The organism is Arthrobacter sp. zg-Y750, assembly GCF_020907365.1.
Taxonomy (GTDB): Bacteria; Actinomycetota; Actinomycetes; order Actinomycetales; family Micrococcaceae; genus Arthrobacter_B.
Map to the genome: position 1 here is coordinate 161,540 of NZ_JAJJOC010000016.1, position 17,881 is coordinate 179,420.

General features: G+C 68.9%; 17 protein-coding genes. 7 read left to right on the forward strand and 10 right to left on the reverse strand.

Annotation, left to right across the window (positions count from 1 at the left end; all coding sequences use genetic code 11):
• Positions 1 to 4 precede the first annotated feature (4 nt).
• From LOC57_RS11660 to LOC57_RS11670, 3 genes are read left to right on the forward strand one after another with little or no spacing between them, the layout of a single operon-like run.
• Positions 5 to 1,189 carry an HpcH/HpaI aldolase/citrate lyase family protein gene (locus tag LOC57_RS11660; protein ID WP_229959839.1) on the forward strand — a complete coding sequence of 395 codons (1,185 nt, stop codon included), beginning with the start codon at positions 5 to 7 and terminating at the stop codon, positions 1,187 to 1,189.
• Positions 1,186 to 3,993, forward strand: coding sequence for a phosphoribosyltransferase domain-containing protein (locus LOC57_RS11665; protein ID WP_229959841.1), 2,808 nt, complete (start codon positions 1,186 to 1,188; stop codon positions 3,991 to 3,993). Before LOC57_RS11660 ends, LOC57_RS11665 begins: the two co-directional genes overlap by 4 nt.
• Complete coding sequence (locus LOC57_RS11670) at positions 3,990 to 4,796, forward strand: HAD family hydrolase (protein WP_229959843.1); 807 nt, start codon at positions 3,990 to 3,992, stop codon at positions 4,794 to 4,796. The genes LOC57_RS11665 and LOC57_RS11670 overlap by 4 nt, the downstream gene beginning before the upstream one ends.
• On the opposite strand, the gene LOC57_RS11675 is transcribed toward LOC57_RS11670, so the two are convergent.
• The 4 genes from LOC57_RS11675 to LOC57_RS11690 all read right to left on the reverse strand — a co-directional run bounded on the left by LOC57_RS11675 (position 4,793) and on the right by LOC57_RS11690 (position 6,780).
• Positions 4,793 to 5,230, reverse strand: a complete 438-nt coding sequence (locus LOC57_RS11675; protein ID WP_229959844.1) for a hypothetical protein — start codon at positions 5,228 to 5,230, stop codon at positions 4,793 to 4,795. The two genes, LOC57_RS11670 and LOC57_RS11675, sit on opposite strands and share 4 nt — an antisense overlap.
• A 39-nt stretch (positions 5,231 to 5,269) precedes the next feature.
• A complete protein-coding gene (locus LOC57_RS11680; RefSeq protein WP_229959846.1) occupies positions 5,270 to 5,884 on the reverse strand; it encodes a hypothetical protein in 615 nt (204 codons plus the stop codon).
• 85 nt (positions 5,885 to 5,969) lie between these two features.
• Positions 5,970 to 6,362: a VOC family protein gene (locus tag LOC57_RS11685; protein ID WP_229959848.1), complete on the reverse strand. Its 393-nt coding sequence runs from the start codon at positions 6,360 to 6,362 to the stop codon at positions 5,970 to 5,972.
• A gap of 67 nt (positions 6,363 to 6,429) precedes the next feature.
• A complete protein-coding gene (locus LOC57_RS11690; protein WP_227926816.1) occupies positions 6,430 to 6,780 on the reverse strand; it encodes a winged helix-turn-helix transcriptional regulator in 351 nt (116 codons plus the stop codon).
• A 78-nt stretch (positions 6,781 to 6,858) separates the two neighbouring features.
• On the opposite strand from LOC57_RS11690, the gene LOC57_RS11695 reads away from it, so the two are divergent.
• On the forward strand, positions 6,859 to 7,515 hold the full coding sequence (locus LOC57_RS11695; protein WP_229960074.1) for an FMN-dependent NADH-azoreductase: 657 nt from the start codon (positions 6,859 to 6,861) through the stop codon (positions 7,513 to 7,515).
• A 103-nt stretch (positions 7,516 to 7,618) separates the two neighbouring features.
• Here the strand turns inward: LOC57_RS11695 and LOC57_RS11700 are convergent, their stop codons facing one another.
• Both LOC57_RS11700 and LOC57_RS11705 read right to left on the reverse strand, forming a co-directional pair.
• Positions 7,619 to 8,803 carry an acetyl-CoA C-acyltransferase gene (locus tag LOC57_RS11700; protein ID WP_229959850.1) on the reverse strand — a complete coding sequence of 395 codons (1,185 nt, stop codon included), beginning with the start codon at positions 8,801 to 8,803 and terminating at the stop codon, positions 7,619 to 7,621.
• A 51-nt stretch (positions 8,804 to 8,854) separates the two neighbouring features.
• Positions 8,855 to 9,991, reverse strand: a complete 1,137-nt coding sequence (locus LOC57_RS11705; protein ID WP_229959852.1) for a hypothetical protein — start codon at positions 9,989 to 9,991, stop codon at positions 8,855 to 8,857.
• Positions 9,992 to 10,320: 329 nt separating this feature from the next.
• On the opposite strand from LOC57_RS11705, the gene LOC57_RS11710 reads away from it, so the two are divergent.
• The gene (locus LOC57_RS11710; RefSeq protein ID WP_231700787.1) at positions 10,321 to 11,481 is read left to right on the forward strand and encodes an acyl-CoA dehydrogenase family protein; all 1,161 of its coding nucleotides are present in this window, start codon (positions 10,321 to 10,323) and stop codon (positions 11,479 to 11,481) included.
• On the opposite strand, the gene LOC57_RS11715 is transcribed toward LOC57_RS11710, so the two are convergent.
• A complete protein-coding gene (locus LOC57_RS11715) occupies positions 11,478 to 12,668 on the reverse strand; it encodes a hypothetical protein (protein ID WP_229959856.1) in 1,191 nt (396 codons plus the stop codon). The two genes, LOC57_RS11710 and LOC57_RS11715, sit on opposite strands and share 4 nt — an antisense overlap.
• Before the next feature lie 196 nt (positions 12,669 to 12,864).
• Positions 12,865 to 13,650, reverse strand: coding sequence for a hypothetical protein (locus LOC57_RS11720; RefSeq protein WP_229959858.1), 786 nt, complete (start codon positions 13,648 to 13,650; stop codon positions 12,865 to 12,867).
• A 279-nt stretch (positions 13,651 to 13,929) separates the two neighbouring features.
• Here LOC57_RS11720 and LOC57_RS11725 point away from each other — a divergent pair, with 279 nt between their 5' ends.
• Positions 13,930 to 14,457 carry a hypothetical protein gene (locus LOC57_RS11725; RefSeq protein WP_227926809.1) on the forward strand — a complete coding sequence of 176 codons (528 nt, stop codon included), beginning with the start codon at positions 13,930 to 13,932 and terminating at the stop codon, positions 14,455 to 14,457.
• 41 nt (positions 14,458 to 14,498) lie between these two features.
• Here the strand turns inward: LOC57_RS11725 and LOC57_RS11730 are convergent, their stop codons facing one another.
• Both LOC57_RS11730 and LOC57_RS11735 read right to left on the reverse strand, forming a co-directional pair.
• Positions 14,499 to 15,173 carry a response regulator transcription factor gene (locus tag LOC57_RS11730; RefSeq protein ID WP_229959860.1) on the reverse strand — a complete coding sequence of 225 codons (675 nt, stop codon included), beginning with the start codon at positions 15,171 to 15,173 and terminating at the stop codon, positions 14,499 to 14,501.
• The gene (locus tag LOC57_RS11735) at positions 15,170 to 16,399 is read right to left on the reverse strand and encodes a sensor histidine kinase (protein WP_229959862.1); all 1,230 of its coding nucleotides are present in this window, start codon (positions 16,397 to 16,399) and stop codon (positions 15,170 to 15,172) included. Before LOC57_RS11735 ends, LOC57_RS11730 begins: the two co-directional genes overlap by 4 nt.
• Before the next feature lie 169 nt (positions 16,400 to 16,568).
• Between LOC57_RS11735 and LOC57_RS11740 the strand changes: the two genes are divergently transcribed.
• Positions 16,569 to 17,819: a serine hydrolase domain-containing protein gene (locus LOC57_RS11740; RefSeq protein ID WP_229959864.1), complete on the forward strand. Its 1,251-nt coding sequence runs from the start codon at positions 16,569 to 16,571 to the stop codon at positions 17,817 to 17,819.
• Positions 17,820 to 17,881: the final 62 nt, after the last annotated feature.

Below are 17,881 nucleotides of genomic sequence, written 5' to 3' on the forward strand. Positions count from 1 at the left end.
CGCCGTGCGCCACTTCTCCAGCCTCAGCGAGGCCGAAACCGCCCGCCTGTTCCACCGTCCGCCGCAGGACCTGGGCTTGGATTCCGACCCCGGCCTGCTGGCGACCGCGCTTGGCGCCACCCTGTACTGCCCCGGCACCCGCCCGGACCTGGTCAAGGATGTCCGCAAGCAGGCCGCCCGCGGCGTGCTGAGTATGGTGCTGTGCCTGGAGGATTCCATTGCGGACGCCGATGTTCCGGCAGCGGAAACCAATGTGGTGGACGCCCTGGTCGAGCTGGAGCGGGAAAGCCGCAGCGGCAGTACAGCGGACCTGATGCTTTTCGTCCGGGTACGCACCCCGGAACAGCTGCTCAGCCTGGCCGAACGCGCCGGCACGGCGCTGGACGTGCTCACTGGGTTCGTGATCCCGAAGTTCGAGAACACCACCGGGTCCGCGCAGCGTTTCCTGGACGCCCTGCACACCGTGAACGCGGCGCGTGAAGCTGCCGTGCCGGGCACCCGGCCGCTGCGGATCATGCCGATCCTGGAATCGCCGCTGATGATCCACGCCGAAACCCGCACATCCACCCTCACCGGGATACAGGACCTGCTGCAGGCAAACCGGGCTGATGTCCTCGCGGTGCGGATAGGCGCCACGGACATGTCCAGCGCCTACGGGCTGCGCCGGTCCCGGGACCTGACCATCTATGACGTCAAGGTGGTCTCCGCGGTGATCGGCGACATCGTGAACATCCTGGGCCGGCCGGACGGCTTCATCATCAGCGGACCGGTCTGGGAACACTACGGTTCCGGGGAACGGGTCCTGCGGTCCATGCTGCGCTCCACCCCATTCGCGGAGGCGGACGAGCTGGGCCTGCGGCAGCGGTTGCTGACGGCGAACCTGGACGGGCTGATCCGCGAGATCGAACTGGACCTGGCCAACGGCCTGCTCGGCAAAACCGTTATCCATCCCTCGCACGTTCCGCTGGTCCACGCCATGTCCGTGATCAGCCACGAGGCCTACCTGGACGCCCTGCACATCTCCGGTGCGGCCGGCGGCGGGGCGGCGGCGTCCCCGTATAAAAACAAGATGAACGAAATGAAACCGCATCAGGCGTGGGCAGCTTCCACCCTCGTCCGGGCCGCCGCCTTCGGCGTGGCCGCCCCCGACACCACCTATGTAGATCTTCTGGAAGCGAGCATGAATTGAGCCAGCACCCCTGGACCGGCGGGTTTGTCCACGAGGCCCTGGGCGTGCGGATCACCTCCGACCCCTCCGCGCTGCTGCCCGTGGAAGACCTGGTGGGCCTGGCGCTGCGCCGGAACCCGCGCCGGGCGCACCTCTTGGTCTCCCGCGTGCTGGCCAAGCACGTCCCCACCGAACCCGCCCTGGTGCTGGCCGCCGGCGAGCTGCTTGGCTCCCTGGCCGGCGCCGCGCTGGGCAGCACGGTGAACGGGGCCGTCCTGTGCTCGGTCGCGGCCGAGGTGCAGGCGGTGCTGCGCGGTGAAGGCGCGGCGGTCGACGGCGACGCCCGCGGCGCCGGCGCCCGCCCGGCTGCGGGACGGTCGGCGCGCGCCCGGCTCATGCATGCCCGGGAACAGCTCTGGGACCTGCCGATTTCCCACCCCGAAGTATTGACCATCGGGTACGCGGAAACGGCCACCGGGCTGGGCCGGCTGGTCGCGGACACACTGGGCTCCTACTACATCCACTCCACCCGGCACGCGCCGGAGGGCGCGGTGGCCTACGGGGCTTTCGAGGAAGCCCATTCGCACGCCACCTCGCACCGCCTGCTGCCCACCGACCCGGCCCTGCTGAACGGCAACGTCCCGGTGGTGCTCGTGGATGATGAGCTGAGCACCGGTGCCACGGTCATCAACACCATCGCCGAACTGCACGCCGCGGCCCCGCATCCGGTGTACGTGGTGGCCTCGCTGATCGACCTGCGTTCCGACGCCGACCGGGCGCGGTTCGACGAGCTGGCCGCCGAGCTGGACTGCCGGATCGAAGTAGTTGCCCTCGGCACCGGCCGCATCGAGCTGGGCGAAGACATCCTGGCCCGGGCGCAGCAAGTCATCACTGCCCTGCCCGCCGCCGCAGGAAACGACGGCGCTGGCCCCGCGGCAGTGGAGGCGACGGCGCAGAAACCGGGCACGCTGACCGTGCTGGACGCAGCGAAGGACTGCCAGCGGCCGCTGCGCAGCGACCGGTTCGGCAATCCCGCGGGAATGTCCTCTCAGTACCTGGGCACCCTGCCCGAGGCCCTGCCGGGCGCAGTGTCCGGCGAGGACCTGGCCGTCATCGCTGCCGCACTGCGCGCCGCCCTGCCCTCGAGCACCGGACCGGTGCTGGTGCTGGGCTGCGAGGAATTCATCCACGTGCCCCTAACCGTGGCCAACGCCCTGGCCGAAACCGGGCCGGTGCGTTTTTCCACCACCACCCGCTCCCCCATCGTGCCCATCGACCGGCCCGACTACGCCATCAACAACTCGGTGGACTTCGCCAGCCATGACCTCACCGAAGACGGCCCCGGCCCGCGGCACGCCTACAACGTGGGCCCGCGGCTCGGCACGGTCCAGGGCACGGGAGGGTCCGCGGTCGGTTTCGGCAGCATTGTCCTGGTGCCCGAACCCGGGACGGATCTGGCGTCCATCACCGGCCCGGGCAGCGTCACCGAGGCGCTGCGCACGGTGACTCCCGCCGTCGTCGTGCTGCTGGCCCCCGCGGACCTGCCCGCCGCCGATGAGTGGGCCGGACACCCGGCAGCCGCTCCCGCCGCGGTGCCGGTCTCCGCGGTGCCGGTTTCCGCGGTGCCGCTGACCGGACCGGCGTTCGGCTCCTATGCGGCCGAGGACGTGACCTGGCTGCTCAAGGACCTGCGCGATGCGCAGCTGGAGGCACCCACGGCCGAGCGGGAAGCGGCCATCCAGTCCGGCGGCGCGAATTATGCCGAGTCGCTGCCGATGGAATACCTGCCCTCGGCCCAGTACCAGGACCTGTACGAGGAGGCCCTGGTCCGCTCCGCACCCCGGGTGGCCGCCGCCGTCGGCACCGTCACTGAACTGGCGCTGGCGGCCCGCAACCGCGAGCCGGTGCTGGTGTCCCTGGCCCGGGCCGGTACACCCATCGGGATCCTGATGCGCCGCTGGGCGCAGCAGATGCACGGCCTGGACCTGCCGCACTACACCATGAGCATTGTGCGCGGGGTGGGCATGGATGAAACCGCGCTGCGCTTCCTCGCCTCCCGGTACGATCCGGCGCGGATCCTGTTTGTGGACGGCTGGACCGGTAAGGGCGCCATCACCCGCGAACTGACCGCCGCGCTGGAGAAGTTCGAGGCAACCGACGGCGTACGGTTCTCCGCGCAGCTGGCGGTGCTGGCCGATCCCGGGCATTCCGTGGAGCTGTTCGGCACCCGGGAGGATTACCTGATCCCCTCGGCCTGCTTGAATTCCACCGTTTCGGGCCTGGTATCCCGCACGGTGTTCAACAAGGAACTCATTGGACCGGAGGATTTCCACGGCGCGAAGTTCTACTCCCACCTGGCCGCAGCAGACGTTTCCCGGGACTTCCTGACCGCCGTGTCCGCGCATTTCGACGCCGTTCGGACCGCCGCCGTCGCGCACGCCTCCGAGCTGGCCGGCACCGACCGGACACCCACCTGGGTCGGCTGGGCCGCGGTGGAACGGCTGAGCGAGGAGTACGGCATCCATAACGTGAACCTGGTGAAGCCCGGGGTCGGCGAGACCACGCGGGTGCTGCTGCGCCGGGTGCCGTGGAAAGTACTGGTGCATCCGGCGGCCCGGACCGACGTGGCACATGTGCTGCTGCTGGCCGAACAGCGCGGCGTGCCGGTGGAGGAAGTCCCGGACCTGCCGTTCAGCTGCGTGGGCCTGATCCATCCCCGGTTCACCGCGGGGGCGGTGGGTGCGGACGGGAAGGCTGTTGCCGGTGCAGCGGCCGGCGCAGGGGCTCCAGCCGGTTCCGGAGCCGCCTCGGGGGCCGACGCGTGAGGACCCTCTTCGCCTCGGACCTGGACCGGACACTGATCTATTCCGCCAACGCCCTGTTCCTGGACACCGAGGATGCCGCCGCGCCGGGCCTGGTGGTCTCCGAGGTGTACGAGGGCAAACCGCTGTCCTTTATGACCCGTGCGGCCGAGGACCTGCTGGTGGCCGCCGCGGAGGCTGCGGTGTTTGTTCCCGTGACCACGCGGACGGTGGCCCAGTACCGGCGGATCCAGTTGCCCGCTCCGTCACCGGAGTACGCGGTGACCACCAACGGCGGGGTGATCCTGCACCACGGGGAGCCCGACGCCGACTGGCAGGACAAGGTCCGTTCCCTGGTGGCCGGCGGCTGCGCTCCCCTGGCCGAGGTGTCGGCGCATCTGGCCCGCCCGGAGTTCGCTGCCTGGACGCTGAAGCTGCGCACTGCCGAGGACCTGTTTGCCTACGCCGTGGTGGACCGGGCGGCGCTGCCGGGGCAGTTCCTGCTGGAGCTGGAGACCTGGTGTGCGGAGCGCGGCTGGACTGTCTCGCTGCAGGGCCGCAAGCTGTACTGCGTGCCGGTGCCCGTGACCAAGCAGGATGCCGTGGCCGAGGTCGCCCGGCGGACCGGGGCGGAGCGCATCGTTGCCGCCGGGGATTCACTGCTGGACCGGCCGATGCTCCAGGCCGCCCATGTCGCCTTCCGCCCCGCGCACGGCGAACTGGACGACACCGGCTACACCGACCCGCACCTGCAGGTCACCGCGGCCCGCGGAGTGCTGGCCGGCGAGGAAATCCTGCGGCGGGTGCTCGGGCTGGTGCGGGGCTAGAAACTGATGGGCGGCGGGGAAGGGACGGGTCCGGAGACGGGCAGGGTTATGCCGAGCGTCCCGGCCGCGTAACTGAGGAATTCCTCTATCCGCCGGTTGAACGTTTCCGGCACCCCGAAGGACTTGCCGCTGCCCACACGGAAACCGAAGGTGTCGCGGGCATACACCTCTACCGCAGTGCCCGTGCCGAACCAGGAGGCGGTGAACGTCAGGGCGATCGGCAGGTGCTTGCGCCCTTCTTCGGTCAGGTTGCCCCACATCCGGTATTCCGCATTGGACCCCAAATGCACCTCCACCGAGGACTTTTCCCGCCGGACATCTTCACCGTGGAAGGAGAAGGCCGTGGCCAGGGTTTGCAGGACCGCCTCCGGCGGCTGAAGCGCTGTCCACTGTTCCTTCTTCTTCACAATCGGTTTGGTGCTGAACAATGCCACGGTGATTCCCCCTTTTGACGACTGGGCTACCCGAAACAGTTACCCAATCCCGAGGGCATAGAAGGCCTGCTCATAAATGGCGGCCGATTCGTCGCCGAGCATTCCGGTCACGCGGAGGAGCGCCGTTCCCTGCAGATACATGTATTCCCGTTTGTAGGCGGCGCCCAGGGCGATGTGCTCCTGTAGCTGGGCGAAGCGCGACTGGGCTTCTGCTTCGCTGGCGAAGACTTCCACCACGGCTCCGCCCACAACGCTGTTCTCCGGCGCGGCTGCGGAGGCGTCGGCGATCCACGCCGCCGAGGTGTAATAGCCCGGCTGGCCGATGAATCCGCCCGGGTCATTCTCCGCCGTTACTTCAGTGACCGAGGTGATGCCGGGGACAACCGCCTGCAGCTGCTGGGCGATGGCTATGGCCGTGAAGGGCTCGGCCGGTGTGACCGGCGCCGGCGCGGAAAGGGTTGGCGGGGGCGTTAGCGTGGGCGTCGGAGTGGGGGTGGGCGACGGCGGGGCCGGCGGAGTTGTCGGGGCGGACGACGACGCGCTCCGGGAAGGCGTGGCCGGAGCGGATTCCCTGGCTGCGTCGGCGGAGGATGAACATCCCGCTAATCCGACAGCCGCGGCGAGCAGCAGCACGGCGATGCTTCCCTTAGGCATGCTTCCCTTTTGCATTCTTCCCCCAATTAGAGACCTGGTATGAGCACAGCCTACTCCGCGGGATCGCTGCTTTTCCGCCGGAAACCTAGACGGCGTACCGTTCCGCGTGGCTGCGCAGGATGCAGAATTCGTTGCCTTCCGGGTCGGCCAGTACCACCCAGCCGGTTCCATCCGGGCGGCGCTGGTCATCGACCTGCGTGGCTCCGAGTGTCAGCAACCGCGCGAGCTCCTGGTCCCGTCCGCCGGACTCTTCCGGCTGCAGGTCCAGGTGCAGGCGGTTCTTGACCTGTTTGCGGTCCGGCACCTTGATAAACAGCAGCCGCTGGGAGCCGTCGGGCGAGTAGATCATGCACTCGTCGTCGCCGGGCCCAAAGGGCTCCTCCGGATCTGCGTGGAAGTCGAGCACCTGCGCCCAGAACACGGACTGCGCGTACGGGTCGAGGCTGTCAAAGGTGGTGTGCGAGATGGAAGCAGTCATGCGGGGAAGCCTACGGCCCGTTGCGGAAATTTTGCCTCCGGCCCGCCGGGCGGTCACCGCCGGGCGGTCACCGCTCGGGCTGCTCCTCCGACTGGGGAAGGTGGGCTGTTGCCCACTGCCCCAACTGCCGCAGCAACGGCACCAGCTGCTCCCCGCTGGGCGTCAGGGTGTACGCCACCGAGATCGGCGGGCCGGGCTCCACAACGCGCGTCAGCAGCAGGGCCTCGGCCAGCTCGGTGAGCCGGTCAGAGAGTACGGCGTCGCTGATTCCCTCGACGGATCGCCGCAGGGCCGCGAAGGACAACGGCCCGGCGCTGAGGGCATCCACAATCATCCCGTTCCAGCGCTTACCCAGGATGGTGAAGGCAAGGCTGACCGCGGAATCACATGTGTGCATTGAAACCGGGCCTCTATCCATACGGCGATTCTACCGCTACTGTCAGCCTAGTCACTCTGAAAAACAGAGTTACTAAGGAACTTATTGATCGGAGACCCCATGACGCTCTTCCGCCTGGATGCCAGCATCCTGCCCGCCACGTCCGCCAGCCGTGCCCTCGGCGACCTCGTCGAGGAGCAGTGGACTGCCGCTCACCCTGATTCCAGCGTTCGACGCCGCGACCTCGCCGCTGAGCCGATCCCCACCGGGGTCTGGCAGGATGCCGTCCTGGGCGGCTTCTCTCCGGAAGCGGCCCGCACCGAGGAGCAGCACCAGGCTCTTGGCTTCGCCACTGAACTGGCTGATGAACTGACCGGTGCCGATGCGCTGCTGTTCACCGTTCCCCTGTATAACTTCGGCGTCTCGCAGCATTTCAAGACCTGGTTCGACCTCGCCTACACCGATCCCCGGATCAGCCCGGAGGGCACCGCCCTGCGCGGCAAGCCGGCCGTGCTGGTCACCTCATTGGGCGGAAACTACAATCCGGGCACCCCCAAGGAAGGGTGGGACCACTCCACCCCCTGGCTGCGCCGCGTGCTGGCGGATGTCTGGGGGCTGGACCTGCGCGTTGTCGAGCGCCCCTTCACCCTCGTGGGCATGAACCCAGCCCTGGATCCCTTCAAGGACATGGCTGCCGCTCTGAAGGAGGAAGCGGAAACCGCCGCGGTGAAGTTCGGCCGGGAACTGGCCGAGCTGCGCCCCAACCCCGTCGTCTAGGTTCCCACCGTCCACGCACCACCACCCACGCGCGCTGGTCGACCGTCCGAGGACAAGCGGCACCCGCCCAAAGGCCGGGTGCCGCTTTGCTGCCAGCGTGGACCTACACCCGCTCCAGCAGCATCGACACACCCTGGCCGAGCCCCACGCACATGGTCGCCAGGCCACGCGGTACACCCTCGCGCTCCATCCGGTTCAGCAGCGTCACCGTGATCCGCGACCCGGACGAACCGAGCGCGTGCCCGAGCGCAATGGCCCCGCCGTCGCGGTTCACCAGCTCCTCGTCCAGGCCGAGCCGGCGGATGCAGGCCAGCGACTGCGCGGCGAAGGCCTCGTTCAGTTCCACCGCACCAATGTCCCCGAGTGTCCAGCCGGTCCGTTCCAGCACTTTCCGGGTGGCCGGCACCGGGCCGATGCCCATGACCGCCGGATCCACCCCGGCGGAGGCGCCGTCGACTATCCGGGCACGCGCGTCCAGCTTCAACCGGTGCACCGCGTCGGCGCTGGCGACGACGACGGCGGACGCGCCGTCGTTCAGCGAGCTGGCGTTCCCGGCGGTCACCACGCCGTCGGGCCGCACGATGGGCCGCAGCTTCGCCAGCGCCTCGGCGCTGGTCTCCCGGCGCGGACCCTCATCGGTCTTCACCACGCCCTTTTTTGTTTCCACCGGCACGATTTCCGCTGCGAACCGGCCCTCGTCCACGGCGGCGAGCGCCCGGGTGTGCGAGCGCAGCGCAAAGGCGTCCGAGTCTTCCCGGCTGATCCCTTCCCGGGAGGCCAGTTCCTCGGCGGTTTCGGGCATGGAATAAGTGGTGCCGGGCAGGTCGTAGAACTTCGGGTTGGTGAACCGGGCGCCGATGGCCGAGTCTGCCAGCTCCCCGGGCTTTGCAAAGGCCTTTTCCGGTTTGGCCAGCACCCATGGTGCCCGCGACATCGACTCCGCTCCCCCGGCAACCACCACATCCGCCGCCCCGGACTTCACCATCTGGGAGGCGAGCAGGATCGCGCTGAGCCCGGATGCGCAGAGCCGGTTCACGGTCATGGCCGGCACGGTGTCCGGGAAGCCGGCCAGCAGGGTCGCCATCCGCGCCACGTTCCGGTTGTCCTCTCCGGCCTGGTTGGTGCAGCCCAGCAGCACCTCGTCCACGTCGGCGGGGTCCAGTCCGGCGCGGGCGACGACGTCGGCGAGCACCAGCGCAGCCAGATCGTCGGGCCGGACGGAGGACAGGGCACCGCCGTAGCGGCCCACGGGGGTACGGACGCCGGAAATCAGATAGGCCTCAGTCATGCTGGCCATCGTACTGTGATGCGTGCCACTTAGGGGTTCCGTCGGCGGCGCCTATGTGCCGCTGGTTGGGGACTGTGGGGGTCCTGCCGGCGAGGGGGTCGACGGCGATGGCTCCGACGGCGATGGTACGGACGGAGAGGGGCCCGACGGTGGCGTCGGGACAGTCGGGACCGGAACGGGGACCATCGTTGGTGTGGGCGTTGCGGTCGGAGTGGGTGCCGGAACGGGCGGAGTCGGACATGGCGGCGGCGGAGTGGGCGGATCCGTAGGCACTGGTTCCGCCGGCACTGGCGGTGCCGGGGGCAGCGTAGGCACTGGCTGGCTGGTGTGCTCTTCGGCTGCGTTCCGGCGCGCGGCATCCGCCTGCCGGTGCGCTTCGGCCTGTTCGGCGGCAACACGGGCGTTCTCCACCGCTGCCTGCTCAGCCGCCGCCTTCTCCGCTGCCGCACGCTGTTCGGCGGCCTGCCGATCCGCGTCAATCTGCCCGCGCAGCCGTTCAGTTTCCGCACGGTCCGCGGCTGCCTGCCGGTTGAGCCGGTCGGTGGCGGCACGCGCCGCAGTGATCCGCTCCGCAGAGGCCCGGTCCATCCACACCAGTTTCCCGGCCATGTCCCGGGTGCAGCGGTAGGCCGTCCGGCCCTGCGTGCGCGCGGCCCCGTCCGGGGAACAGCGCCGGTTCATCAGCGATGCCTCCTGCCCGGCGGTCGGCGACGGCGGGCGCGTTGCCTTGCTGCGCGGCGGCGTCGGCGGGTCCACATCCACCTGCGGGCTGGGTGCCCGTTCCAGCAGGCCGCCGCGCTGCGGGGACGGCCCAGGGTCGAGCGGTGCGATAACGCCCAGTGCCGCGGCGGGCCGCTCGGTCCCCACCGAGGGGGCTGCCATGCTGGTGGCCACCGTACCGACAGCCAGCACGACGACGCTGCCGGCCAGCGCCGCTTTCCGCTGCCTGCCGGTGTCCAGTCCGGCCCACGACTGGCGGTGCAGCGCCAGCGCGTACACCCCCGTGAGCAGCAGGAGGAAACCGGCAACCAGGATCCAGACGGCCAGGCCCATCACCCCGAAAAACGCCGCTACGCCAAGCAGAACTGCGGCGCCGACGACGACGGGCCAGGCCGAGCGCGGGGTTTGGCCCGGGACCTGCGGGCGGCGCCGGCGCGGACCGCGCGGCGGAGTGGGGTCGTAGAGCATGGCGCCTCGAGGAGGAGATTCAGCTCGTCAGCAGCGGCCGTCCCGGACCCCATGCACCCGTTCACGGCCAGTGCCCTTGGCATCAACGGTAGGCGCGGCCACGGGCAAACCTCTAGGGGCGAGGGCGAACATCGCCCGCCGCGACCGGTAACGACGCCGCCGCCCCGCCGCCGCCCCGGTGCGACCGGCACCCCGACGTCCCCGCCTCGACGCCGCCCCTTTGCAGGCTAATCCCCGCACGCTCCGCTAGCATTCCTCATACTCTTCTTTACCCCTGCCAACGCGAAGGCCTCCCCGTGACAACTGTTGACTCCCTGCCGGCTAACTCCCTGCCGGACCCCGGAGACCTGATCGACTTCGACGGCCTCCTGACCGCGGAGGAAATCACCCTGCGCGATAGCGTCCGCGCCTTCGTGGCCGCCGAAATCAAACCGAACATCGCCCGCTGGTACGAGGATGCAAAGTTCCCGCTGGAGATCGTCCCTCAGCTGGCTAAGCTCGGGCTGCTCGGCATGCATCTGGACGGCTACGGCTGCGCCGGCCGCTCCGCCGTCGAGTACGGACTGGCCGCCACGGAGCTGGAGGCCGGGGACTCCGGAATACGGACCTTCGTCTCGGTGCAGGGTTCCTTGGCGATGTCCGCCATCCACAAGCACGGCTCCGAGGAACAGAAACAGCGCTGGCTGCCGGCTATGGCCGCCGGCGAGGCGATCGGCTGCTTCGGCCTCACCGAGCCCACCGCAGGGTCGGATCCGGCCGGCATGAGCACCTTCGCGAGGCGCGACGGCGGCGACTGGGTCCTCAGCGGCACCAAACGCTGGATTGGACTGGCCTCGGTGGCGCAGGTGGCCGTGATTTGGGCGCAGACCGACGGCGGCATCCGCGGCTTTGTGGTCCCGACCGACTCCCCCGGCTTCACCGCCACCCCCATTGAACCCAAACTGTCCATGCGCGCCTCCATCCAATGCGACGTCCGGCTCGACGATGTCCGCCTGCCCGCCGACGCTGTCCTGCCCGGCGTCGTCGGCCTCAAGGGGCCGTTCTCCTGCCTGAACGAGGCCCGTTACGGCATCATCTGGGGAGCTATGGGCGCGGCCCGGGATGCCTTCGAAGACGCACTGGCCTACTCCCGGACCCGGATGCAGTTCGACAAGCCACTGGCCGGGTACCAGCTGACCCAGCAGAAACTGGTGGACATGGCCCTGGAAATCAACAAGGGCTTCCTGCTCGCCCTGCACATCGGCCGAAAGAAAGACGCCGGCACGCTGGGCCTGCACCAGATCTCGCTGGGCAAGCTGAACAACTGCCGCGAAGCCATCGCCGTCTGCCGCGAGGCCCGCACCCTGCTGGGCGGCAACGGCATCACCCTGGACTACTCGCCGCTGCGCCACGCCAACAACCTGGAATCGGTGCGCACCTACGAGGGCACCGATGAGGTCCACACCCTCATCCTGGGCCAGCACCTCACCGGGATCGCAGCCTTCCGCTAGACCGGTGCCGGGATCTGCGCTGCCTCCAGGTCCTGCTGGTCGGTGTCCGCGTCCCGGGTCGGCGCCGGGGGCGACACCGGAGGCGTAACCGAGCGGCCCGACGGCGGCGGCGCAGTCGGATCCGGAGGTGCGGGCGGGTTCGGGGGCACGCGTGGGTCCGGGGGCACGGTGGGGTCCGGTTGCGGCGGGGTCGGCGGTACGGTGGGGTCCGGCGTGCCGGGGGCAGGCGGTGGCGTTACCGGATCAGGCGTGCCCGGGGTGGGTGTTCCCGGGTCCGGTGTTCCCGGCGGAGGCGTGCCCGGCGCCGGGGGCGGCGTCGTCGGGTCCGGCGTTGCCGGTTCGCTGGGGTCAGGCGGGGACGGCGGATCCGGAGGTCCGGGCTCGCCCGGAACTTCGGGCGGAGGTGCCGGCGGCAGGGTGGCGGAGGGGTTTTGTTCGGCGGCCCGGCGCGCGGCTTCCCGGGCCTGCTGTTCTGCCTGCAACCTGTCCGCTTCAGCGCGTTGTGCCACGGCCCGCGCTTCGACAAGCAGGTCCGCTGTTGCCCTATCCATCCAAACCAGCTCCCCTGCGGTGGTGGCTGTGCAACGGTATTCGATCTCGCGCTGCAGCCGTTGAGCACCCTCGGCGGTGCACGGCGAGTTGGCCAGTGCGGCTTCAGCCGTCGGGCTGCTTTCCGGTGCGTCCGCGGGCAGGCGAGCGCCCTGCACGTCGGCGCGGGCGTCCTGCGGCCGCGGGTCTGTGGTCTCGGGCGAAGACGGCTCGGGGGAAGACTGCTCGAGCTGCGTCGCAGGGGGCGGCGTGGCCGCGGCGCCGTCGTCGTTGGTGGTGGTGCGTGCCGGCTGCGGCACGGACATCACCCCGGCAACCACGCCCACCACCAGCACCATGCCGCTGACCGAGAGGGCGAACTTCCGCTGCTGCAGCGTGTCCAGCCCGGCCCAGCTGCGGCGCCGGAAACCCAGGGCATAGAGGGCGCTGCACAGCAGCAGGACTCCGGCGGCCAGGATCCACACCGCTACCCCACCGACTCCCTGGAGCACCGCGACCCACAACAGCCCCGCCACCACTCCGAGGACTGGCCAAGCGGTGCGGGGATTGCGGAGCGGTGAGGGTCGGGCATTGGCCGACGGACCGGCGGAGGAAACGGACTCGGGATCCGGCTGGTCGGGCGTGGGCTGGTGGGACATAGGGCCTCGGCGGGACGGTGCCGGTGCGCTCCCGCCGCTGACGGTCGGGATTGGTCCGGCATCTGTTGCAGCAGCTTTACCGTCCGGGTTCGAGGCTCCGGTGAGCTCCGGCGGGGGCTGCCCTTGGAACCACGCTAGGCGGCTCCAAGGGCAACATCTAGGGGTTGCCGAAACTGGTTATTGCACGTGTCATGGCTTAGCCAGCGGACATCCACCGCAAGCGACCGTCTTTCGCGGTCGCGCATACCATCGCCTTGCCGGTACTGCTCACGCCGACGCCGCCACTGCAAAAAGCGCCGGGGTGTACGACGTTGGGACCCGCCGGTGCTGCCGGGGCGGGCGGCGCAACATACTGCTGGCGTGCCTGTTCGTCCGCTACCCGCTGGGCTTCGGCAGCAGCGGCAGCGGCCTGCTCATCCGCTACCCGCTGCGCTTCAGCGGCCGCTGCGGCGGCGGCCTCGTCGGCAAGGCGCTGCTGTTCGGCCGCTTCGGCAGCCGCGGCCGCTTCCTCGGCTGCCTTCTTTTCGGCAGCCTCCTTATCGGCCTTCTCCTGGCGGGCGGCAACGATCTTGGTGGAATCGTCCTCGGTCATCCAGACGAGCTTGCCGTTGTCATTTTCCGTGCATACATACACGGTGCTCTGTGCGGTGGGCGTCGCCGAGGGGGACGCCTTTGTGGTCGAGGGTGAGGACGACGGCGAAGCCTTGGCCTTGGCGGTCGAGCCCTTCGCGCTCCGCGTCGGCGTCGGCGTCGCTGTCGCTGACTGCTTGACCGTCTGCGTGACTCCGGCTGATTTGCAGGCCTGGTTGGCAACAACGGTCGGCGTCGGCGAAGCCGATGCGGTGGATTTGGTGGGCGACGGCGTTGCGGACGCCGTCGGCTCAGACCCTTCCGACCCGCCACCGCAAGCGGTGAGGGCCAGGACCGCAGTCAGGGTGACCGCGCCTAACGATAGTGAACGGGCGCGAGGCAGAAATGACATGGATCCCCCAGGAAAGAAAGCGTGTGAAAGTGGATGCGAACGCATCGAGTGACACAGTAGCAGCCCGCGGGCCGAAATGTTACCGACCAGTAACCAGATTCTCATCAGCCGTCCGAATCCAAGTAGTTGAGGCACCTTGACCGCCGATTCGAGGCCCGCAGCTCTTCTGCTCCCCCGGCTTCTCTGGCTTGTCCCCGCCCGGGCACGTAGCTTCCATCCCCCTGTGACCAGGCGCCACCGGCGCACGCACGGTGATCGGGTGAGCTTCGGAGGCGCGTTATGGACTGGCTGCTTGTTCTGACCGTGGTGCTGGTGCTTGCGGTCGGCTTTGGCACCGGCTGGCTGGCCAAGGCGTCCGTCGACCGGCGGGAGGGGTCGCGCGCCCTGAACGAGCTGGTGACGTACCTGCACCTGAAGCAGACCCTGGCGCCCATAGAGCCGCGGGCGGCAACCCCGGGGCCGGAGGTGGACCGAGCCCGGTCCGCAGTGGCCGACCTCCGGGAGAAAGTGATCGAAACCCTGGCACAGGTACACACCCGGTCCGGAGCCAACGAAGTGCTGATGCGCATGGCCGCAGCCTGCACCCGGTATTTGCGCGTGGCCGGCGACGATCCCGCACGTTATCAGTTCGAGCTCATGGAACTGCGCCGGGGCCTGGTCGGGGAACTGCGGATCCTCAGCGACGGCCGGCGGGACGTGCTGTACCGCGGACCGGGCGAGCACGGAGCGGAACGTGCAGCCCGGAAAGCGGCGCCGAAAAAGAAACCGGACCGGCCGCGAAAACGAGGCGACCACCTCGCCCGCTGACCCGGCCGCACCCCGCTGACGCTCCCCGGACGCTTCCCCTGTCAGCCGCCAACCCGGGGCAAGGGCACAACGCCGTTCCGGAACGCCCACACCACGGCCTGCATCCGGTCGCGGGCACCGGTTTTCGTCAGGATTCCCGCCACGTGGTATTTCACGGTGGTGGCCTCCACGAACAGCCGCTCACTGATCTCCTGCGTTGACAGCCCTTCACACAGAAGGGTCAGGATTTCGGTCTCCCGCGCTGTCAGCGGCACAACCAGCGACGCCGGCGCGCTGCGCGGCCCGGCGGTCCGGTTAGCGAACTCAATCAGCACACGGCGGGTCAGGCGCTGATCCAGGGTGCCGTCCCCGCGGGCGACGGAACGGATTGCACCCAGCAGGGCGTCCTCGTCGGCTCCTTTCAGCAGGAACCCGGAGGCTCCGGCTTCGAGGGCGCCGAAAACATAATCATCGAGTTCGAAGGTGGTCAGCATCAGCACCCCCGTGGCGTTCTGCGGATCGCCGGTGATGGTCCGCGTCGCAGCGATGCCGTTGAGGCCCGGCATCCGGATGTCCATGCAGATGACGTCCGGGCGCAGCTCGCGCACCAGCGCCACGGCCTCGTTTCCGTCGCTGGCCTCACCCACCACCTCGACGTCGGAGCCGGCTTCCAGGATTACCCGGAGTCCGGCCCGCACAATCGCTTGGTCGTCGGCGATGGCTACTGTGATCGTCATGTCTCGTCCTCATAGGGAATCACCAGGGTATTGGTCCAGCCGCCGTCGTCATCGGCCCCTGTGCGCAGGGTTGCGCCGATCAGTTCCGCACGCTCGGCCATGCCGATCAAACCGTACCCGGAACGGGATCCCTGCCGCGGTTTAGCCGACGGCGCGTCATTGGCAACCGTCAGCCGCACCGACGTCGGCCCGTAGTCCACGCGAACAGCACGGGATGCACCGGGAGCGTGGTTCAGCGCATTGGCGAGGGACTCCTGGACCATCCGGTACGCCGCGATCCCCGCCAGCGGCCGGAGCTCCCGCGGCGTCCCGGACTCTTCAAAGCGGACTTGGGTCCCCGCCTTCGATGCTTCGGCCACCAGCGCCGGAAGGTTCTCCATGGAGGCAACGGGCGCAAGCTCGCCTTCGGCGTCGGGCCGCAGGAGTCCCACCGTTTGGCGGAGATTGTCCAGTGTGGTCCTCGCCGCGCGCTGCACCTGGCGGATGTATTCGCCGGCTTCCTCAGGGTTGGAGGTCCGCAGTGCCTGTGCAGCCTGGGCGCTGACAATGATGCCGGTCAGATGGTGGGCCGCGACGTCGTGCAGTTCCCGGGCCATCAGTGTCCGCTCCCGCAGCACGGCTTCTTCGGCCAGGCGTTCCTTTTCGCGTTCCGCGGCTTCGGCCCGCTCCCGCAGTGCCGCCAGGAGCCGGACCCGCCCGCCGATAATCTCGGCGGCAACCACTCCCAGCCCAAAGACCAAAGCGGTGCGTGCCGCCGCAAAGGTCGGAATGAGTTCGGCAGGAACCACGGCGCTGGCCTGCACGGCGAACATCGTCACGACGACGGCGGCCGCGGCAAGCCCTGCCGGCACCAGGTAACGTTTCGGGCCGGCGGTTTCACGGACATAGGCATACACGGCAACTATTACCGCAATAGTTCCGGTGCCCACCTCGCCCGCGGAAAACAACAATGTGAGGCCGTCCAGGGCGGTGACCAAAAGGAGAACACCGAACGGAAAACGGTGGCGTGCGGGCAATACCGCTGCCTGGGCCAGCATCAGCAGAACCGGCATCAAATCCTGCGGACCTTTAACCGAATCCGCCTCGAAGGTGAGGACGCCCCACACATAGCCCACTGCCAGCAAAACAATGAGCACGGTGGGCGCGAACTTCCAGCGGGCCTTCCGCGCCCGGGGCTGGGCCTGGGCCGGGGCCGGGGCCGGGGCCGGGCCGGAAATGATGAGCATCGGATCATTCTCGCTTACCCCAGGTGGAGGGCGCCCTATCCGCAAGAACAGGTCCGATCCTGTTCGCAGGCTGGGGGCGCTGCGTTCCGCTTCCGGGAAGGCTGGTTCCCACCACCAACCGAGGGCAACGAGCACCAGGTGCCCCGCCATAACCGGAAGGAACGCCACCATGAATCCCGAAACAGAATCCGCGGCCACCACCCACGAGACCAGGGCGCCGTCGTCGCTCAAGCGCACCATCGCCTTCGCGGCGACAGGCCTCCTGGCCGCCGGCACGGTCAGTGCCGGCGCTTGGTGGGGCATCAGCTCCGTTGCCGCCGCCGACACCACCGACGCCCCAACCGCGGCTGCCGGCAACACAGTGATCCAAACGCAGTTGGACGCCCTGGTGGACCGCGGGTTTCCCGCAGCCCTGGCCTCGCTGACGCATCCGGACGGCAGCCGTGAAGACTTTGTGTCCGGCGTCGGAAACGTCGAGACCGGCGAGGACGTTCCGGTGGACGGGGAGGTGCGCATTGGCAGCAACACGAAAATGTTCACCGCCGTCACCGTGCTGCAGTTGGTGGAGCAGGGGCAGGTGGAGCTGGACGCTCCCATTGAGAAGTACCTTCCCGGCCTGCTGCACGGCGAGGGGATCGACGGCGCGAACATCACCGTCCGGCAGCTGCTGCAGCACACCAGCGGACTGCCCGAGTATACGGACGCGCTGGCCGTTGATTTCAAGCAGATGCAGCACTCCTACAAGTCTCCCCGGGACCTGATGGACATGGCCCTGGCGCAGCCGGCCCTGTTCAGCCCGGGTGAACGCTGGGAATACTCCAACACCAACTACGTTGTGCTCGGGCTGCTCGTGGAAAAGGTGACGCAGCGCCCCCTCGGCGAGGAAATCACCCGCCGCATCATCGAACCCCTGGGCCTGCAGCACACCTATTTCCCGGACCTGGGCGAACAGGAAATCCGCGGGGCGCACCCGTCCGGCTACCACATGGAGGCTGACCTCAAACGGTTCGACGTGACCGAGCTGGATCCCTCCTGGGCCTGGGCTGCCGGGGAAATCATCGCCAGCCCCAGCGACCTCAACGAGTTCAACCGGGCCGTGGTCGACGGCCGCCTGCTCAACGAGGCGTCAATGGCCGAAATGCAAAAGACAGTGCCCTCGGACGAGACCCTGTTTCCGGGCGCGGAGTACGGGCTCGGCCTGGAGCGCTACCCGCTGAGCTGCGGCGGCGAGATCTGGGGCCACGGCGGAGACATCCAGGGCTACGAGACGCGCAATGGGGTGACCGCCGACGGCACTGCCTTCACCGTTGCAGTCACGTCCCTCCCCGCAGCCATTGGTGACCCGGCAAACGAGGAGCTGGTCCTGGAGAACTACAAGTCCGTGACGCAGGCCCTGGACACGGTCTTGTGCTCGCAGTAGATGCTGGTGCTCGACGCGGAAAGCGGGTCCTCACGGCAGGGAGCCCGGGGCGAAAACGCCCC

Bases quoted from the DNA above. Each gene is read 5' to 3' on its own strand.
- LOC57_RS11680 (WP_229959846.1), bottom strand. From the start codon at position 5,884: ATGCCTAAGGGAAGCATCGCCGTGCTGCTGCTCGCCGCGGCTGTCGGA.
- LOC57_RS11685 (WP_229959848.1), bottom strand. From the start codon at position 6,362: ATGACTGCTTCCATCTCGCACACCACCTTTGACAGCCTCGACCCGTAC.
- LOC57_RS11690 (WP_227926816.1), bottom strand. From the start codon at position 6,780: ATGGATAGAGGCCCGGTTTCAATGCACACATGTGATTCCGCGGTCAGC.
- LOC57_RS11695 (WP_229960074.1), top strand. From the start codon at position 6,859: ATGACGCTCTTCCGCCTGGATGCCAGCATCCTGCCCGCCACGTCCGCC.
- LOC57_RS11700 (WP_229959850.1), bottom strand. From the start codon at position 8,803: ATGACTGAGGCCTATCTGATTTCCGGCGTCCGTACCCCCGTGGGCCGC.
- LOC57_RS11705 (WP_229959852.1), bottom strand. From the start codon at position 9,991: ATGCTCTACGACCCCACTCCGCCGCGCGGTCCGCGCCGGCGCCGCCCG.
- LOC57_RS11715 (WP_229959856.1), bottom strand. From the start codon at position 12,668: ATGTCCCACCAGCCCACGCCCGACCAGCCGGATCCCGAGTCCGTTTCC.
- LOC57_RS11720 (WP_229959858.1), bottom strand. From the start codon at position 13,650: ATGTCATTTCTGCCTCGCGCCCGTTCACTATCGTTAGGCGCGGTCACC.
- LOC57_RS11725 (WP_227926809.1), top strand. From the start codon at position 13,930: ATGGACTGGCTGCTTGTTCTGACCGTGGTGCTGGTGCTTGCGGTCGGC.
- LOC57_RS11730 (WP_229959860.1), bottom strand. From the start codon at position 15,173: ATGACGATCACAGTAGCCATCGCCGACGACCAAGCGATTGTGCGGGCC.
- LOC57_RS11735 (WP_229959862.1), bottom strand. From the start codon at position 16,399: ATGCTCATCATTTCCGGCCCGGCCCCGGCCCCGGCCCCGGCCCAGGCC.
- LOC57_RS11740 (WP_229959864.1), top strand. From the start codon at position 16,569: ATGAATCCCGAAACAGAATCCGCGGCCACCACCCACGAGACCAGGGCG.